This window comes from Marinobacter similis, from assembly GCF_000830985.1.
In the GTDB taxonomy this organism is placed as follows: domain Bacteria; phylum Pseudomonadota; class Gammaproteobacteria; order Pseudomonadales; family Oleiphilaceae; genus Marinobacter; species Marinobacter similis.
In genome coordinates this window covers 81,672-99,094 of record NZ_CP007151.1, presented here as the reverse complement: position 1 = coordinate 99,094, position 17,423 = coordinate 81,672, and the positions used below count along the sequence as shown (strand labels likewise).

The 17,423-nt window shown below is 57.3% G+C and carries 14 protein-coding genes and 3 pseudogenes; 9 read left to right on the top strand and 8 right to left on the bottom strand.

What is annotated here, in order from left to right:
- Positions 1 to 6: 6 nt before the first annotated feature.
- On the top strand, positions 7 to 972 hold the full coding sequence (locus AU14_RS00435; protein ID WP_041343408.1) for a GNAT family N-acetyltransferase: 966 nt from the start codon (positions 7 to 9) through the stop codon (positions 970 to 972).
- Here AU14_RS00435 and AU14_RS00430 read toward each other — a convergent pair.
- Positions 961 to 1,971, bottom strand: coding sequence for a LysR family transcriptional regulator (locus AU14_RS00430; RefSeq protein ID WP_041338144.1), 1,011 nt, complete (start codon positions 1,969 to 1,971; stop codon positions 961 to 963). The two genes, AU14_RS00435 and AU14_RS00430, sit on opposite strands and share 12 nt — an antisense overlap.
- Before the next feature lie 249 nt (positions 1,972 to 2,220).
- Between AU14_RS00430 and AU14_RS00425 the strand changes: the two genes are divergently transcribed.
- Together AU14_RS00425 and AU14_RS23580 are read left to right on the top strand one after the other, a co-directional pair.
- Positions 2,221 to 2,994 (top strand): hypothetical protein, encoded by a 774-nt coding sequence (locus tag AU14_RS00425; RefSeq protein WP_041338143.1) that lies wholly within the window; start codon positions 2,221 to 2,223, stop codon positions 2,992 to 2,994.
- A gap of 55 nt (positions 2,995 to 3,049) precedes the next feature.
- Positions 3,050 to 5,385, top strand: a pseudogene (locus AU14_RS23580) (response regulator).
- Here the strand turns inward: AU14_RS23580 and AU14_RS00415 are convergent.
- A complete protein-coding gene (locus tag AU14_RS00415; protein WP_041338142.1) occupies positions 5,348 to 5,815 on the bottom strand; it encodes a MarR family winged helix-turn-helix transcriptional regulator in 468 nt (155 codons plus the stop codon). The pseudogene AU14_RS23580 and the gene AU14_RS00415 overlap by 38 nt on opposite strands.
- 2 nt (positions 5,816 to 5,817) lie before the next feature.
- Positions 5,818 to 6,321, bottom strand: coding sequence for a glutathione peroxidase (locus AU14_RS00410; protein WP_041338140.1), 504 nt, complete (start codon positions 6,319 to 6,321; stop codon positions 5,818 to 5,820).
- Between the two features lie 239 nt (positions 6,322 to 6,560).
- Between AU14_RS00410 and AU14_RS00405 the strand changes: the two genes are divergently transcribed.
- The 3 genes from AU14_RS00405 (at position 6,561) to htpX (ending at position 9,228) form a co-directional block, all read left to right on the top strand.
- Positions 6,561 to 7,775, top strand: coding sequence for a pyridoxal phosphate-dependent aminotransferase (locus AU14_RS00405; protein WP_041338138.1), 1,215 nt, complete (start codon positions 6,561 to 6,563; stop codon positions 7,773 to 7,775).
- Between the two features lie 8 nt (positions 7,776 to 7,783).
- On the top strand, positions 7,784 to 8,251 hold the full coding sequence (locus tag AU14_RS00400) for a hypothetical protein (RefSeq protein ID WP_041338137.1): 468 nt from the start codon (positions 7,784 to 7,786) through the stop codon (positions 8,249 to 8,251).
- 95 nt (positions 8,252 to 8,346) lie between these two features.
- Entirely contained in the window at positions 8,347 to 9,228 is an 882-nt protein-coding gene (gene htpX, locus AU14_RS00395) for a protease HtpX (RefSeq protein WP_041338135.1), read from the top strand.
- A gap of 48 nt (positions 9,229 to 9,276) precedes the next feature.
- Here the strand turns inward: htpX and pdxB are convergent, their stop codons facing one another.
- Genes pdxB through AU14_RS00380 form a run of 3 tightly spaced genes read right to left on the bottom strand, consistent with a single transcriptional unit; the run spans position 9,277 to position 12,289 of the window.
- Positions 9,277 to 10,431, bottom strand: a complete 1,155-nt coding sequence (gene pdxB / locus AU14_RS00390; protein WP_041338133.1) for a 4-phosphoerythronate dehydrogenase PdxB — start codon at positions 10,429 to 10,431, stop codon at positions 9,277 to 9,279.
- A gap of 17 nt (positions 10,432 to 10,448) precedes the next feature.
- Positions 10,449 to 11,729 (bottom strand): DEAD/DEAH box helicase, encoded by a 1,281-nt coding sequence (locus AU14_RS00385; RefSeq protein WP_041338131.1) that lies wholly within the window; start codon positions 11,727 to 11,729, stop codon positions 10,449 to 10,451.
- Complete coding sequence (locus AU14_RS00380; RefSeq protein WP_407942806.1) at positions 11,726 to 12,289, bottom strand: elongation factor P hydroxylase; 564 nt, start codon at positions 12,287 to 12,289, stop codon at positions 11,726 to 11,728. The genes AU14_RS00385 and AU14_RS00380 overlap by 4 nt, the downstream gene beginning before the upstream one ends.
- 276 nt (positions 12,290 to 12,565) lie before the next feature.
- Between AU14_RS00380 and dsbD the strand changes: the two are divergent.
- Positions 12,566 to 14,424, top strand: a pseudogene (gene dsbD / locus AU14_RS00375) (protein-disulfide reductase DsbD).
- A 5-nt stretch (positions 14,425 to 14,429) separates the two neighbouring features.
- On the opposite strand, the gene tusA reads toward dsbD, so the two are convergent.
- A complete protein-coding gene (gene tusA / locus AU14_RS00370) occupies positions 14,430 to 14,672 on the bottom strand; it encodes a sulfurtransferase TusA (protein ID WP_041338127.1) in 243 nt (80 codons plus the stop codon).
- Positions 14,673 to 14,757: 85 nt separating this feature from the next.
- Here tusA and AU14_RS00365 point away from each other — a divergent pair, with 85 nt between their 5' ends.
- Positions 14,758 to 15,048: an antibiotic biosynthesis monooxygenase family protein gene (locus AU14_RS00365; protein ID WP_041338125.1), complete on the top strand. Its 291-nt coding sequence runs from the start codon at positions 14,758 to 14,760 to the stop codon at positions 15,046 to 15,048.
- Positions 15,049 to 15,062: 14 nt separating this feature from the next.
- On the opposite strand, the gene rlmM is transcribed toward AU14_RS00365, so the two are convergent.
- Complete coding sequence (rlmM, locus tag AU14_RS00360) at positions 15,063 to 16,139, bottom strand: 23S rRNA (cytidine(2498)-2'-O)-methyltransferase RlmM (protein ID WP_041338123.1); 1,077 nt, start codon at positions 16,137 to 16,139, stop codon at positions 15,063 to 15,065.
- A 113-nt stretch (positions 16,140 to 16,252) separates the two neighbouring features.
- On the opposite strand from rlmM, the pseudogene AU14_RS20075 reads away from it, so the two are divergent.
- Positions 16,253 to 17,421: pseudogene (locus tag AU14_RS20075) on the top strand (7TMR-DISM family protein).
- Positions 17,422 to 17,423 lie beyond the last annotated feature (2 nt).

The window sequence follows — 17,423 nt, the reverse complement described above, 5'->3', positions numbered from 1 at the left end:
GTCGCCATGAGAGTGAAATTCAGAAAGTACAGCTGGCAACTGGCTCCGGGTCATATCCATGACATCCGTCAACGTGTGTTTATTGACGAACAAAAGGTGCCACCTGAGCTGGAGTGGGACGATACTGACGAGATTGCCGACCACTATCTCGCGGTGCTGCCGGATAACACGCCCGTAGGCACGGCGCGGCTATTTTCCACCCTTGGCGAAACTGCGCACATCGGCCGCATGGCGATTATGCCGGGGTTCCGTGGCCGCGGCGTTGGTGAGGCGCTGCTGCGCCACCTGATTACCGAAGCCGCCGGTGACTACCACGAGATCCGGCTCTCGGCGCAGGAATACGCCATCCCCTTCTACCAGCGTTCCGGTTTTCATGCCTTCTCCGATCGCTACGATGACGCCGGCATCAGCCATATCGACATGCGCTGCCTGGCGCCCGCTTTACTCGCCGAAGCACTGGAACAAAAGTCGGCGCCCATGATTCTCGGCGAAGACTCCGACACCTGGCTGTTCTCCGACGAGAATCGCATGCTCGACCTGATCGATTCCGTAGCCGGCCAGGCCGGACAGCGGCTCTGGCTTTACGATCGCGTACTTGAGCACAACCTCTATGACCGACATCGTTTTCGGGAACTGATCTCCGCCCTTGCCCGCCGGCACCGGCTCAGCGAAGTGCGCTTGCTCATCCACGATGACGGCCCGCTGGTAAAGCGCAGACATAAGCTGGTGGAATTGATGCGACGACTACCAAGCAGGATTGAACTAAGGCTGGTAAGCCAGGACTATCCGGTGGAAGACCAGCCATTCATGCTGGCCGACCGTGACGGGCTGGTCTATCGTCATGACTTTTCCAAACCGGAAGGTTATGCCAAGTTTTCCGACCCTGGCCGGGTCAAACTGCTGGCCGAGAATTTCCAGCGTATGTGGGACGCAGGTCGAAGCTCCCTGGAGCTGAGAGAGTTACCGCTCTGAGTGATGGGCCTGAGGACTTTCGGCAGACTCAAACTGGGCGCCAAACGGCGCGAACTCCTGATCTACTTCACTGGCCACTTCCGCAATCAGCTTACGTAACCACTGGTGATCCGAGTTGTGCTGGAGCAGAGGGCTCCACGCCATTTTCAGCTCAAATGGCGGGATCTCGAACGGTGGCACCTTTACCACAAGATTCGAATTATCCTTCTGCAGCCATGCCGCTCGCGACGGCAGCGTGGCGATCAGGTCGTGCTGCTCAGCCAGCAGCATCGCCACCTGGTAGTGCCGGGTAAACACCGATATCTGGCGTTTACGACCCATGCGGGAAAGCGCCTCATCCACCCAACCCAAGCGCTGCACATCCTTGGGATTAACCCCGACACCGACTCCAAACCCGGTTTTGCTGACCCAGATGTGGCTCGCATCCAGATAGGTATCAAGCGTGAACGGCGCCTTCAGAATCGGATTGCGGGCGTTCATCAGACAGGCGAAATACTCGGTCCACAGGGTTTTCTGATGAAACGATTGGGGGATTTTGTCGAACCGGTTGATCGCCATATCGAGCCGGCCCTGCTCCACGTCCAGAAAGCTGACGTCACTGGGGGTCAGCACATCCAGGGTGACATGCGGAGCTTCCTGGCGAATCCGGCGTAACACCCGGGGCATCAGGCAGGACTCGGCGTAATCACTGGCCATAATACGGAAGACCCGCTGGCTTTCCAGCGCTGAAAACGGGGTTTTCTCTTGCACTGCCTGCTCAATATCCGACAGGATGCCTCGCACCAGGGGTTGCAGCTCGCGGCCTCGTTCGGTAGCCGTCATGCCCTCACTGGTTCTGATCAACAAGGGATCACCGAACAGATCCCGCAAGCGTCGCAGCCCGTTGCTCATCGCCGGCTGGGTAATGCCAAGGTGGTTGGCAGCCTTGGTGACGTTTCGCTCCCGCAACAGAACGTCCAGGTACACAAGCAGGTTCAGGTCAACACGGGAAATATCCATGGGCAACTCCGGGTACGTCGTACATCAAAAAACATCGAACAAAAGGCCTTACCCTTTATTCACCGAAGCAATATACAGGAGTTCAAAATTCACGTAATCAATGGATGATTGCATCAGTCACATTTCGCAACGGATTGACTACGGTATTTCTGCTAGTCTTTGTGACGCTTGCTGAATAATATCGGTAACTTGAGGCGGGGCAATGCGCCAGCTAACTCTCAAACTGAAGCCGGAGCCACTAAAGATCTAATGGATACCACCACCATTGTAATAATACTGGCAGCCGTCGTGGCGGTGTCGATCTTCCTGATCGTGTTAAGCCAGATGCGCGAGAAGGCCCGCATTGAGCGTGCCCGAAAGATCACAAATCAGCAGGATGCGTACAACCGAGCCAATCGACTGCTGTCGGAAATCCCCGGGCAATACCTGACATCGGATCTGAAACTGCTGTTGATCAAACGCATGGAAGAAGCATGCGTGCAGCTGGCAGGCCTCAAGTCCGATCTCCCTGTCAAAAAATGGCAAGAAGCGGCCCAGCAGCTGAAAGACCAGATTCAGGCCAAGCAGGACACCCGGTCTCCGGTAAAAATCGATACGCCGGAAAAGGCTACCTACGTAAAGGAGCTGCTGCAGAATCTGTTCAAAATGATCGAAGACATGCACAAGAGCAGTAAGCTGGACGCCGCAACAGCCAAGAAAAACCTCAAATTCGTGCTGTTTCTCGTCCATAAAACCCACGCTGACCTGCACATGTTCCAGGCCAGGGATTACGTCCGTCAGAACGAGATCCGAAAGGCCATTCACGCTTACCATCTCGCCAGTACTGAAATGGGTAAGTCCCGAGACAACCCGCTAGCAATGAAAGCCGTCAAAAGTTTCCGGATCCGGATAAAAGAACTGGAAGCCCTGATTGTGGAAGGAAAGGACACCGCACATTCCGGGTCTCAGGCGAAGTTGGATCGGGAATGGGACACCTTCCTGCACGACGAGGAATGGAAGAAAAAGGCCGATTACGACGAGTGACGGCTTTGGCACTCGGGCAGCAGACGCTGCCCTGACACAGGGACAGTAACTACTCGTGATCAATGGTTTCAGAAAGCGGCTTTCCTTCCGGCTGACCCGGGATACGGTGTTGATCGCCATGGCGTTGGGACTGGTGCTTAACCTTATCCAGATCACCATCGACTACGTCAACGCCCGGGCCGCCATGGAAGAGGACGTTCACGCACTGATCGACATCAGCGTCAGTCCGGCTTCCCAGATTGCCTACAACATCGATGTCCGCCTCGCCGAAGAACTTCTTGATGGCCTGCTGCGCCACCCGGCGACCACTGACGCCAGAATCATCGACAACGACGACCAGACCATGGCAGCTGCCAGCCAGAGCAGCCCGGACTCCCCCTACCGCTGGGCCAGCGACCTGCTGTTCGAATCAAACCGGGTGTTTAGCCAGGAATTGAGTGTGCCTCAACTGGAGGACCTACCGCTCGGCCGACTCATTGTTACCATCGACACCTATCACTACGGGCTTCAGTTTCTGGAGCGGGCCACTTACACGCTGATCAGCGGTCTGCTCAAAAGCCTGGCCCTCACCGCCGCCCTGCTGGGCATTTTCTATCTGATACTGACCCGGCCGATGCTGAACGTCATTAATGCACTTGGCGAGGTGCAGGCCAACTCACCGGAAAAGGCCCGCTTGCCCGTTCCGGCGAATCATCAGCAGGACGAAATTGGCACCATGGTGGGCATTATCAACCGACACCTGGAAACCATGGATTCCAGTCTGGACCAGCTGCGCTCCGCCGAGAGCGCGATGAAGGATTATTCCTCCCAGCTCGAGCGAGAAGTTGACGATCGCACTCGCGAGATATCCGAGAAGAACGACGCCCTCCAGCGCAGCAACCGGGCTCTGATCAAGGCCAAGGAGGATGCGGTGCGCAGGGCAAGGGCCCGGGCCAACTTTCTGGCCAGCATGAGCCACGAAATTCGCACACCACTGAATGGCGTATTGGGCATGCTGGGACTGGCCCTCGAAGGCGATCTTGACTCTAGCCAGCGCTATCGACTTGAGGTCGCCTTCAGTGCCGGCGAAAGTCTGCTTGGCCTTCTGAATGACATTCTCGATATCTCCAAGGTGGAGGCTGGCAAACTGAGCCTGGAGAATATTCCGTTTAACCTGCGGAACCTGATTGAGGAGGCTTCAACCCTGCACGCCCAGCAGGCCCGGAGAAAGCGCATAGAACTGGTCAACGAAATCGATCCATCGCTGCCGCAAAGCTTCCTTGGCGATCCTACCCGGACCCGCCAGGTTCTCAACAACCTGCTCAGCAATGCGATCAAGTTCACCGACAAGGGGTCCGTGTTCATTAAGGCCGCTTACTCCGCTGGTATGCTCAGGCTGGACGTCATTGATACCGGCATCGGCATGTCCACCGATGGTCTGCACAAGATATTCTCACCGTTTTCCCAGCTGACGCCGACACGACGAGGCTGTATGGAGGAACCGGACTTGGGCTGACCCTGTGCCGACAGTTGGTTGAACGCATGCACGGCCGAATTATGGTGGATTCCACCGAGGGTCACGGCACCCACTTCACCGTCACCGTGCCGCTACCCATGCACGAAGACAGTAGTCCGGATCAACTGCCCCAGGCTGCCAAGGAACTCGTGGATACTGGCGTTACCCTGGCGATCCCGGCCGACAATCCGCATCGGCCTGCTATCGAACGCCAACTTCGGGCCTGGCAAATCCCAGTCTGGGAGACTGGCACGGAACAACGGGGCATCCTGCTCACACTGATAGGAAAGGACGGTATCGAGAGTGCGGTGCAGGCCGCAAACTGGCATGGGCCGGGGCTGATTCTGGCTGATTCACTGGGAATTTCAGCGCAAGGAAAATCCGATAATCCAATCCTTTCCCTGCCCCTTCGCCGGGACGAACTCTACCGCTGCCTGTGCCGGGCTGCCGGCATCGTCGACAGCGATCCCGCCCTGCGCAGTCCAGACGCGCTTGAACCGGAGCAGACCGCTCAATCGCTTCGGATTCTTCTGGTGGAGGACAACCAGGTTAACCAACTGGTGGCCAGCAGTATTCTGAAGAAGTTGGGGCACACGGTTGAAAGTGCCGAGAATGGGCAGCGCGCGCTGGATGCCATGGCGGCCGGGGAATTCGACCTGATCCTGATGGATTGCCAAATGCCGATTATGGACGGCTACGAAGCCACCCGGAGAATACGGCAGAACTCGGACTGGCAAGCGGTTCCGATCATTGCCGTGACCGCTAACGTGATGCAGGGTGATCGGGACGACTGCATCACGGCCGGCATGAACGACTACGTCACCAAGCCTTTCAAACGTGAAGAATTGCGCGCAGCCATCAATCGCTGGACCCCGCCTCGCCCTCAAGAGCCGTAAGCACCGCCCGCAATTCCTTGCGCAGCGCCTGCAGCCTTTCCGGCTGGAGCGCCACGCCGCAAAGCAACTTTTGTGGCACGGACCTGGCCCGCTCCTGCAATGCCCAGCCGGCGTCGGTCAGAGCCAGCGTTACCACCCGCTCATCTTGGCTGATGCGCTGACGATTCAGCAGCCCACGCCCTTCAAGCCGCTTCAGCAGCGGGGTCAGCGTGCCCGAATCCAGCCGCAATCGCCGACCGAGATCGGACACCCGGGTAAGCGCGCCGGACTGCCCCTCCTCCCAGAGCACCAGCATCACCAGATACTGCGGATAGGTCAGATCCAAATCTGCCAGCAACGGCCGGTATCGGGCTGTTACCGCCCGATTAGCAGCGTAGAGGGCAAAACAGACCTGATTGTCGAGCGACAGTGCGTCGTCCGGCTTGGTCATAGCTACAGCAGCTTCTCAATGTCTTTGCGGATGTCCTGCGGCTTGGCCGTGGGCGGATAGCGCCTGATCACCTGACCGTCCCGGCCCACCAGGAACTTGGTAAAGTTCCACTTTACCTTTTCCGATCCCATCAGGCCCTTGGCTTCGCTCTTCAAGAACTGGAAGAGCGGATGGGTGCCATCGCCATTCACTTCAATCTTCGAGAACATCGGGAAATCGACGCCATAATTCAGGCTGCAGAATTCGCTGATGGCATCGTCATTGCCCGGATCCTGATTCAGAAACTGATTGCACGGGAACCCAAGCACCTCCAGGCCGCGCTCGCCCAAGTCTGAGTGCAGGCCCTGCAGGCCCTCAAGCTGAGGCGTAAACCCGCACTTGCTGGCCGTATTCACGATCAGAAGCACCTTGCCACGGTAATCCGCCAGGCTTTTTTCGTTACCCTTGATGTCGCGAGCGGTAAAGTCGTAAACGCTGGTTGCTGACACAACAGTCTCCTTCGCCATTACTGATTCTAATTTTTCGAAATTAAATTGTGCACAATGTTTCTTGAAAAGCCAAGGAATGGATTCGAGTCCGGCCTCAAACCTGAAACAGAACTTCAGGCTTAACCGCTAAATCTGCCTTAACCCGCCACAATTCATCATAATTTCCCTGTTGCCGCCGCCCCTCGCTCCGCTAGAATGAAGAGCCATTAACTGACTGTTTTATTTTTACGAATTCAGACCAAGGAAACCTGGGCCTTATGCAGAACTACTACAAATCCGCCAAGCTGGATAACGTGTGCTATGAAATTCGTGGCGTAGTTCTGCGGGAAGCACGTCGACTGGAAGAGGAAGGCCACCGGGTTCTCAAATTGAACATCGGAAACCCGGCCGCATTTGAGCTGGACGTTCCCGAGGAAATCCAGCAGGACGTGATCTACAACATGCATCAGGCCCAGGGTTACGTGGAATCCAAGGGCCTGTTCTCGGCGCGCAAAGCAGTCATGCACTACTGCCAGCAGCGCGGCATCGACAAGGTCGACATCGATGATATCTTCCTGGGCAACGGCGTCAGCGAGCTTATCGTGATGTCGATGCAGGCGATGCTGAACACCGGCGATGAGGTGCTCATTCCTGCTCCAGACTACCCACTCTGGACGGCCGCTGTCACCCTGTCGAGCGGCAAACCCGTGCACTACCGTTGCGATGAGCAGCAGAACTGGTTTCCAGACATCGACGACATCCGGAAAAAGATTACTCGCCGGACCCGCGCCATTGTCCTGATCAACCCGAACAATCCCACCGGGGCCGTTTACACCCGGGAACTGCTGGAGCAGGTGATCGAGCTGGCTCGCCAGCACAACCTGATCGTGCTGTCGGACGAGATCTACGACAAAATCCTCTACGACGGCACGGTGCACGTGTCCACCGCCGCACTGGCCGATGACGTGCTGTTTTTCACCTACAACGGCTTGTCGAAAAACTACCGGGCCGCGGGCTATCGTTCGGGCTGGATGATCATCAGTGGCGCCAAGCACCGGGCCACCGACCTGATCGAAGGCATCGAGATGCTCTCCAACATGCGGCTATGCGCCAACGTGCCGGCGCAACTGGCCATCCAGACAGCCTTGGGTGGCTATCAGTCGATCAACGATCTGGTGGCTCCGGGAGGACGGCTCTACGAGCAACGGGAGACAGCATGGCGAATGCTCAATGACATCCCCGGCGTGAGCTGTGTGAAACCACAGGGCGCTCTTTACCTGTTCCCGAAACTGGACCCCAAGCATTTCCCGATCGTAAACGACGAGAAGCTGGTGCTGGACCTGCTGTTGCAGGAAAAGATCCTGCTGGTTCAAGGTTCGGCGTTCAACATTGACGACAAGCAGCACCTGCGGGTTGTATTCCTGCCCCGCGAAGACGCCCTGGATGACGCCATGTTGCGCCTGGGTCGCTTCCTCGGTAACTATCAGCAATAAGGTTTTTCATGGCTGACATTCACGTTGAGGAATTCTACAAGGACGTCGCCATTGCGCTGGTCCAGCTTTATGGCGTCTTTCCTCGCCGGGTCAATCTGTTCGTCGAGGACATTGCCGGCCCGGATGAGCCGGACGAGTTTGGACTGCACAGCAAACGCCACATGGCCTGCTTTGGTGCGCTGCTCTGGCTCCAGGAAGAAGGTTTGTTGCGCTACGTCGATACCATCCGGCAAGAGGCTTTGGACCAGGCGGTGCTCACTCATGCCGCGTTTGTTCGGCTCAGTGCTCCCGCCCCGGCGCCGCTGAACCAGTTGGTCACGCCGTCATCTCAACCGAGCGAGGGACAGCTGCCACCGTCGGTCCAGCAGGACCTGTCGACCTACATCCATCTGATTCGCAGAGCACTTAAATCCGGCCATTCCGGGCGCATCAGTCAGATCGTTCAAGCCACTTTTTTTGCTGATCGCAACAGGTAAATTCAGCGGCAGGCATTGAAGCCGTGAACTGCGACCCTATATTCCGGTCTTAAGCACGGCTTCTAAGTGTTCGATAGATAATTCAGGGAATTAAAATGCGGATTCTGTTGTTTCTGGCCACCAACCTTGCGGTCATCCTGGTCGCGAGTTTTACGCTAAGACTGCTTGGCGTCGACAGCTACCTTTCGCAGCACGGCATTCAATACGGACCGCTGCTGGCGTTTGCTGCAGTCTTCGGCTTTGCCGGCGCCATCATTTCGCTGCTGATCTCAAAGCCCATGGCGAAATGGAGCACCAAGGCCAAGATCATCGAATCTCCTCGCACGCCGGCGGAGCGCTGGCTGATGGAGACAGTGGCTGACCTGGCCAAGAATGCCGGCATCGGCATGCCGGATGTCGCCATTTTCCCGGCCTCACAGTCGAACGCCTTCGCCACCGGCTGGAACAAGAACGATGCGCTGGTTGCAGTCAGTGAAGGGCTTCTGCACCGATTTAACAAAGACGAAATCCGCGCAGTTCTGGGGCATGAAATTGGCCACGTGGCCAACGGCGACATGGTTACCCTCGCACTGATCCAGGGGGTGGTGAATACCTTCGTGATCTTCGCCTCCCGGGTAATCGGCTCGTTCGTCGACCGGGTCATCTTCAAGAACGAGAGTGGTCACGGCATCGGCTTCTTCGTGGTCAGCATTGCCGCCGAAATCGTCCTGGGCATTCTGGCCAGCACCATTGTGTTCTGGTTCTCCCGGCGGCGAGAGTTCCGGGCAGACATTGCTGGCGCACAGCTGGCCGGGCGATCGGCCATGATCAGCGCGTTGGCCAGACTGAAACAGGAAAGCGAAATGCCGGATCAAATGCCGGATACGCTGCAGGCCTTCGGTATTAACCGGGGCGCCAGGGGCGGACTGAGCGCCCTGTTCATGACCCATCCACCGCTGGAGGACCGGATTCAGGCCCTCAAGCAGGCGGGGCTCTAAACAAAAAAGCCGGGGCATTTGCCCCGGCTTTTTTTATTGGTCGATCAATCAGATTTTCAGTTTGAAACCGATGGCCCGAAAGCTATCTTGCAGCGATTTGCTGGTACCCTTCAACTGGACTTTCAAGCTGGAACACTCCCGGCGCACCGGATAATCCCTGCGCAACTGATCGAACGCAGCAGCCCGCTCCTGGTCTGATCCCCGCATCGCTATCCGCAACCGAGCATCATCCCGGCGCGGGTCGTAACACGCCCGCAACGCAATTTTAATCGCGTCGTCTTCGTCAGCCGCACTGGTAAAAGACACCTTGCTCAATGCCGGCTCGGGCAAAAACTGCCCCGCCTGCTTGCGCACCGGAAACCCCAGGTAACGGCTCAGGGCCCGATAGATCATTTCGGTGCCCTGCACCTTACCTTCCAGACTATATCCAGCAATGTGCGGAGTCGCCAGCCAGACCTGCTGGACCAACTCCGGATCTATCGCGGGCTCGCTTTCCCAGACATCAAGCGCCACCACTGGTGCGCTGGTCTGAGACAAGCGGGCCTTCAAGGCCTGGGTATCGATTACCTCGCCCCGTCCAGCATTGATCAGCAACTGATCGGCCGACAGACCTTCCAGCTCAGCGGCACCCACCATGTGATAAGTGGCATGAGGCTGATTCCGGGTCAGAGGGGTATGCAACGTCACAACATCGCAGGTCATAGCTTCTTCGAGGGATACGAACGAGGTATCGGCTTCATCCTCAAGCTCGGCCCGAGGCGGATCGCACAGGCGCACATCGAAGCCAAGTCGATCGAGTTTGCGGGAAAGCTCGCTGCCAACATTTCCGACGCCGACAATGCCAACACTTAGCCGGGTCCAGTCCGCCAGTCCGCGCCGCTCGGCGTGCACCGACAGCACGGACAGAACGTACTCCGCTACGCTGTTGGCATTGCAACCGGGCGCGGCAGAAAAACGAATGCCGTTGCGCGCCAGCCACTCCTCGTCGACATGATCAGTGCCAATGGTCGCCGTACCTACAAAGCGGACCTTACTGCCTTCCAGCAGCTCCGGCCCAACGCGAGTTACCGAACGGACCAGCAGCACCTCCGCATCACGGACATCGCTGGCCGTCATGGTGCGGCCAGACACCCGGCGAATTTCGCCGATTTCTCCGAAGAAGGAATCCAATAATGGGATGTTTTCGTCAGCTACGATCAACATGTTGTCGTCCAGTCCTGTCAGTTCCTTCGCTGGCGCTGATTTCTTCCACCGGGACCACCCCGACCGCTCTGGGGACGCCGACCCCGCTTCCGGGTAATGGGCGGGTTCTCCATGGGCGTCATCAATACCTCATCCGGCACTGTGGTATTCAGTTTCTGGCTGATATAGGTTTCGATCGCCGGCAGGGCAAAGGAATCGTCCTCCCCTGCAAAACTGACCGACACCCCGTGCTTACCCGCACGCCCGGTACGGCCAATGCGATGCACATAATCTTCAGCATTATCGGGAAGATTGTAGTTGAAAACGTGAGTCACACCGTTGACGTGGATACCACGACCGGCCACATCGGTGGCCACCAGGACCTGAATACTGCCCTTTTTGAACTGGTCCAGGGTCTTCAATCGCTTGTTTTGGGCGATTTCACCTGACATCAACGATACTTTAACGCCCTGGTTACGCAGGTCTTCTTCCAAGTCCCGACACTGATCCCGTCGGTTGGCAAAGACAATGGCCTTTTCCACTTCCGGGCGCTTGAGGTAATTCACCAGCACCGGCAGCTTCTCATCCTCACCCACCAGGTAAACCGATTGCTCAACACGCTCGGCAGTTTTCTGCTCGGGCTCAATTTCCACAAACTCAGCGTTCTGGGTCCACATGGAGGCAAGATTCAACACGTCCTGGTTAAAGGTTGCGCTGAACAGCAGGGTCTGCCGGTTTTCCTTGGCCGTGCACTTGCGGATGATCCGCTTGACGTCCGGGATGAAACCCATGTCCAGCATGCGGTCAGCTTCGTCCAGGATCAAAATATCGAGCTGGTCCAGGAACACGTCCTGGGAGCCGAGGAAATCGATCAGACGGCCCGGTGTCGCCACCAGGATATCCACTACTTCGTTCTGCAACTGATCCCGCTGCTTGTCGTAGTTCATACCACCGACAACCGTGACCACATTGTGGCCGGTGTGCTCGCACAACTGTTCGGCATCCTTGGCAATCTGCATGGCCAGTTCGCGGGTGGGCGCCAGCGCCAGTACCCGGGGCTCGGAAGCGAAACGGTCGGTTTTCGGAATCGGGGTTTCCAACAGCGCCTGGATAGCGGTAATCAGAAAGGCTGCGGTCTTGCCGGTGCCAGTCTGGGCCTGGCCGATCAGATCTTCGCAGGCCAGGGTCCATGGCAGGGTTTCAGCCTGGATCGGTGTGCAGTATTCAAAGCCAATCGCCGAGATGGCGTCCTGAAGCTTCTGGTCCAGATTGAGGTCCTGGAACCGGAGGTCGCCAGTGTGCTTGGGTTCAGATGTCATACAGTCTCAGTTTTCCTTGAGGAGTTCTTAGCGGACGTTGACGGTGCAATGCGCTCGGCATCCCGATGCCAGTTAGTGGCATGCGTGTCGGTAGTTCCGTAAAAGGTTTTCAGTGCGTCCAACAATAAGCCAGCGCGGTGGGGCAGACCGTGTGTCAGGTAATGGCTTGCCTGGACTCTTACACCCAGCCTGAACGCCTGCTCATTGGCTGCGCCATCACCAGACAAGTTATCCACACTGATGTGAAACCGCGTACCCGCCGCTATCGAAAATAACCATTCCAGCGCCTGAGGCTTAATCTCAACCTGTTCGAACGCGCGTTGTTGTTCGGGTGTGCGGCCGTCCGGACAGTACCAATAACCATAGTCGTGAAGTGTGCGCCGATACTCACCTGCGATACACCAATGACTGATTTCGTGCAGAGCACTGGCATAATAGCCATGTGCGAAAACAATCTGCGCCAGGCCATTGTCGCCGTCGGCGGGTCTGTACTCGGGTTCATCGCCGCCCCTGACCAGAATCGTCCGGTGACTTTCCCGGAACAGGTCATTGAACAGCATGATAAGCTCATTTGGACTGTGATTCATTGGCTCGCTATTGTGCGACTTTACAGCGTTCAATACCAGAGGGAACTTTGAGACGGAAAGCGAGGAACTTTGAGAACCCGTTTCTGTCCACTGGCATCGAACGTGGAACAGAATGTCGAACCGACTCGACTTCAACGCAAACAACTAACATTTAGAGCGAAACCAGGAACCAACATTTACTATGACAGCACCTGCCGCAGTGCCCTCCACCGGCCGACAGGGCCTCGCCCTTACCCTGATACTGGCTCTCTGTGCCTTCTCACGGTTACCAGCCCGGCCTTCGCTCTCGGCTCAGGCGGCAACTCCCTGTTCGGTGGCAGTAACAGTGGTTTCCTGCCAGTCGATGAAGCGCTGCCATTCCGTCACAGCACCGATAACGGCGCGGTGATTCTGGCCTGGGACGTCACCCCGGGTCACTATCTGTATAAAGGTCGACTGAGTGTCACCCCGGTCACCGAGGGCGTCAAAACCGGTGAACCGCAGTTTTCACTCGCCGGGAAAACTACCCACGACGAGTTTTTTGGCGAAGTGACCGTTTTCTATGACCCAGTCGAGGTGCGCATTCCGGTCACCCTGCCCGAGGGCGTCCGGGAAGCCGAACTGAAAGTAACCTACCAAGGCTGCGCCGAGGCCGGCCTGTGTTATCCGCCGCAAACTCGCGATGTCCTGTACTTTCCGGGCAGTGATACCAGCGCGAGCACTGCCGTTGCCACACCCTCTGATAATGCGTCCAGCGGTATCAATACTGGCGCCAACACTCCTGCGACGGCCGATATAAACACCACCACGGCCACAGGCCTGGCAGGTTTTCTGTCGCAGCAGTCGACGTTGGTCATCGCCGGCGTTTTCTTTCTGCTCGGGCTCGGGCTGACTTTCACCCCCTGTGTGCTGCCCATGGTGCCAATCATTTCCACCCTGGTGTCGGGCCGAAACACCCGCAGCTCAGGCCAGGCGCTAATGCTGTCCAGTAGCTACGTACTGGGCATGGCACTGACCTATGCCGCCGCAGGCGTCCTGACTGGCCTGCTTGGGGCCAGCTTCAATCTGCAGGCGCAATTGCAATCGCCCTGGGTGCTAGGCGGGTTCGCTGCCCTGTTTGTCCTATTCGCACTGTCGATGTTTGATCTGTTTGAAATACAGTTACCGCGGGCTATTCGCGAGCCGCTGGACAACGCCAGCCATCGCCTGACCGGTGGCCGGATGATCAGTATCTTCGGTATTGGCGCGCTCTCGGCACTGATCGTCTCACCCTGCGTATCCGCACCACTGGCCGGAAGCCTGCTGTATATCTCAACCACCCAAGACGCCGTGGTTGGCGGTGCCGCCCTGTTCGCACTCGGCCTCGGCATGGGTGTTCCGCTCATCCTGGTTGCCGTTGGCGGCCGCAAGCTGCTTCCCAGCACCGGACACTGGATGACAACGGTGAAGCACTTTTACGGAGTGATGTTGCTGGCTGTCGCCATCTGGCTGGTCGAGCGTCTGGTGCCGGCCTGGCTGGCACTGACGTTGTGGGGACTGCTGGTGGCCATCACCGGTGTTCAGCTTGGCGCTTTCGATGCTGCCAAAGCCGGCTGGGAACGAACCCGGAAAGGCTTTGGCCTGGTCCTCTTCGCCTACGGTCTGGCGTTATTGGCTGGCGCCGTGGGCGGTGCCCAGGATCCACTGAATCCCCTGACGCCCTTTACGGCTAACTCGAGCATGTCAGCACCTTCCAGCGGCTGAGCAGTGGTGCCAGCCACGCGCCGTTCCAGCGCGTGGAGTCACCTGCTGAAATCCGCGCCATGCTTTCCGAGGCACACAGCCAAAGCCGCCCGGTGGTGCTCGATTTCTACGCCGACTGGTGCATCTCCTGCAAGGTCATGGAGCGAAATGTCTTCGGCGACCCTCAGGTCGTGCAGGCGTTATCACCCTACACCCTGCTGCAGATTGACCTGACCGACAACACACCCGCGCAACAGGCCCTGCTCAATGAGCTTGGGCTGTTCGGGCCGCCGGCCATCCTGTTCTACAGTCGCAACGGACAGGAATTGCCGAATCAGCGCATCCTGGGAGAAATGGATCGAGAGGAATTCATGCGCCACCTGGGCGGCCTGGCCACTGGGGTGTAATTTGCTCAGGCCTCACCGCGCCGGATCAGAAACACAAACTCTCCGCCCTGCTCTTCCTCTTTGACCAACTCGTGGCCGAGAAACTGACAGAATCGAGGAATATCCCGGGTGGTTGACGGGTCCGTCGCGACCACGCGAAGCAAGTGCCCGGGCTCCACATCGTTGATGCGGTTGTGCAGCATCATAACCGGCTCCGGGCAGAACAGCCCACGCGCATCCAGCTCTGCATCGAACTCTGGTACTGTCAAAAAAACGTCTCCTATGCCTTACCTGATTTTTCAGGGAAACCTGCTAAATTATTGTTTATAGAAACTAAAACAATAGAGGTGAGTCATGATCCGAGTATTGATTGAACGCCATATCGCCGAGACCCTGGAGGATGCTTACGAACAGCGGGCCCGCAAGGTTCTCCAGCAGGCGGTTAGTGAGCCGGGATTTATCTCCGGCGAGACCCTGTCTGACCGTCACGACCCCAATCATCGCATCACCATGGCGAACTGGCGCTCCGAAGCCGATTGGGATCGCTGGTTCCACTCCGAGGAACGTCGGCAGCTAATGTCAGAACTGGTACCCATGATGGATCGCGAGGAAATCATCACGGTGCTGGAACAGAGTGCGGTCTAGTACCGCAACACCGCCTAGCCGGTCCGCTCGATAAAGCAGGTGATTTCTTCGCGGTCGTGGTAGAGGTGGCGCGCACGTAATCGGAAGCCGAGGCCCGCCTCTTTAAGCCCCTGATGAATAATATCACGGCAAATCAGCCACTCGTCATAGCGCTTTTTCATCGGTAATTTCAAATTGAACACCGTGTAACGGCAATGCCCTCCGGCCAGCCAATCGACCGCCAGGTTCGCGGTTTTCCTCGGCTGATCGACGATATCGCATACCATCCAGTCAATGCCCCGCTTGGGACGCCAGCTGTAACCATCCGCTTCAACATGCTCAACCTGACCGGATGCCATCAGCTCGTCATTCATTGGCCCGTTATCGACTGCGGTGACGAACATGCCCTGGCGCACCAGCTGCCAGGTCCAGCCACCCGGGGCCGCGCCAAGGTCTGCGGCCTTCTTGCCGCCGCCCAGGTAATCCAGTTCCTGGTCAGCCGGCAAGAATACCTTCCAGGCTTCCTCAAGCTTCAGCGCGGATCGGCTCGGTGCAGAAGCAGGCAGGCGCAGTCGGGGAATTCCACTGACGAAACGGGCACGGTTTTCTTCGAGGCTGAACCCGACGACCGCCTCCGCGAACTCTGACAACAGCACTTCAAAACGGGCTGGCGCCGGCGCCTTCTGATCCGCCTTCAGAAGTCCCGCTCCACGCATCCCCCGGGACAGGGGTGACACCCATTTGCGGGCGAATTTACCAAGATCACCGTCGGCATTGGTTTCCGGCAACCTCACTTCCAGTCGCGCGCATCCCGGATAACCCCGCTCAAGGCTTCTCAGGCCATTGATCACCGCCCCTACTCGATCATGTTCTGGCAGCGGAATCCGCGCCAGCACCACGAACCAGTCTCGAACGAAGACCATCGTCGACAGCTCTAGCCGCGACAGCAGGTCGTCCGCGGTCTCCGGCCCACCGAGGGAGAACCAGACCAGTCCGGAGTCTTTCTGCGGCTCAAAGAAACCAAAGATGCCAGACTCTGCGGCCCTGTCTGTCAGCTCCCGACCGGCCTCGGTTTCAAACCCCGGGCGACAAAATACAACAACCTGTTCCATGCAATACCTGTGTTTGTGGGCCACTGACACGGCCCTGCAAATTTCAAACTGTTTAACATCCGCGGGTTAACGCTTCGGCTACACTTCCCGGACTAATCTCCGTGGAAAACCCGATGTTGCGCGCCTTACGCCAAATCGTCCTCTTGAGCCTTTGCCTGCTGCCTGCGGCAGCTTTTTCCTATGCATCGGATTCGAGAACGGAATGCCCGATACTCGACGCGACCAGTGCTCAGGCCAGGCAATCGCTGATGCATTTTGTCTGTTATTACAGTGCCGCACCCGACGACCCTGCCCATGACGCCGCCACACCCGATGAACTGCCAGCGCAACTAAACTGGCGCCCTGCCAAAGGCCAGGATCTTGTATTCAGTCACACACCATCGGTTTACTGGATACAGCTTAAGGTCACCAATCCGGGCGATTACCGGAATCTTTGGTACCTGACGCTAAACTACCCGCTGATTGATGAGGTAACCTTCTGGCAGTCAGGCAATGGCCCGAACCGAATTATTGAAACCGGTGACCAGCGCCTTTCGATTCCCGCGGCATAGACTACCGGTACTTCCTGCTTCCCGTCACGCTCGACAGCACCGAGACTCTCACCATCACAGTGCGCGTAAAGAGCAGCGGGGCACTTAATGTGCCGCTTACTTTCGAATCTCCCAGCGAGCTCATTGTTGAGAGCAATCACCTGACTTTAACGCACGGGCTATTTTACGGCGCGTTGCTGGTTTTCTCCGCGTTTAACCTACTTCTGTTCTTCAGCTCCGGAACGATTTACTACTTCTATAACGCATTCTACATGGCTGCCATGGGGTTATTCATGTTTGCTATGGGCGGGTTCGCCAACCAGTATTTCTGGCCCAACAGCGCCAGCTTGGCCAACACTTCCATCCCAATGAGCCTGGTGCTATGCGCGTTATCGATGACACTGTTCGGCCGTTCGTTCCTCGAAATTGGCGAGAAATCCCTGGCGGACCTGACCACCAAAGCTCTGGCTTGGGCCTGCTTTGGCTTCCTGGGCTTAACCCTGCTCCTGCCCTACAGGACGGGTATTATGCTCAATACCGTCCTTGCCCTAACGGTGTTAGGCAGTCTGTTCATCATCGCAATTGGCCGATGGCTCGAAGGTTATCAGCCGCCAAGTGGTACGTGGTCGCCTGGCTTGTCATGCTCGTCGGAGGGCTCATCTATGCCCTGGCAGCATTTGGCTATCTTGCCGACTTCCTGGCCCGCGAAGCGCTTATGCAGGTCGTGGTGGGTGGTCAGGTGGTGCTCCTGAAC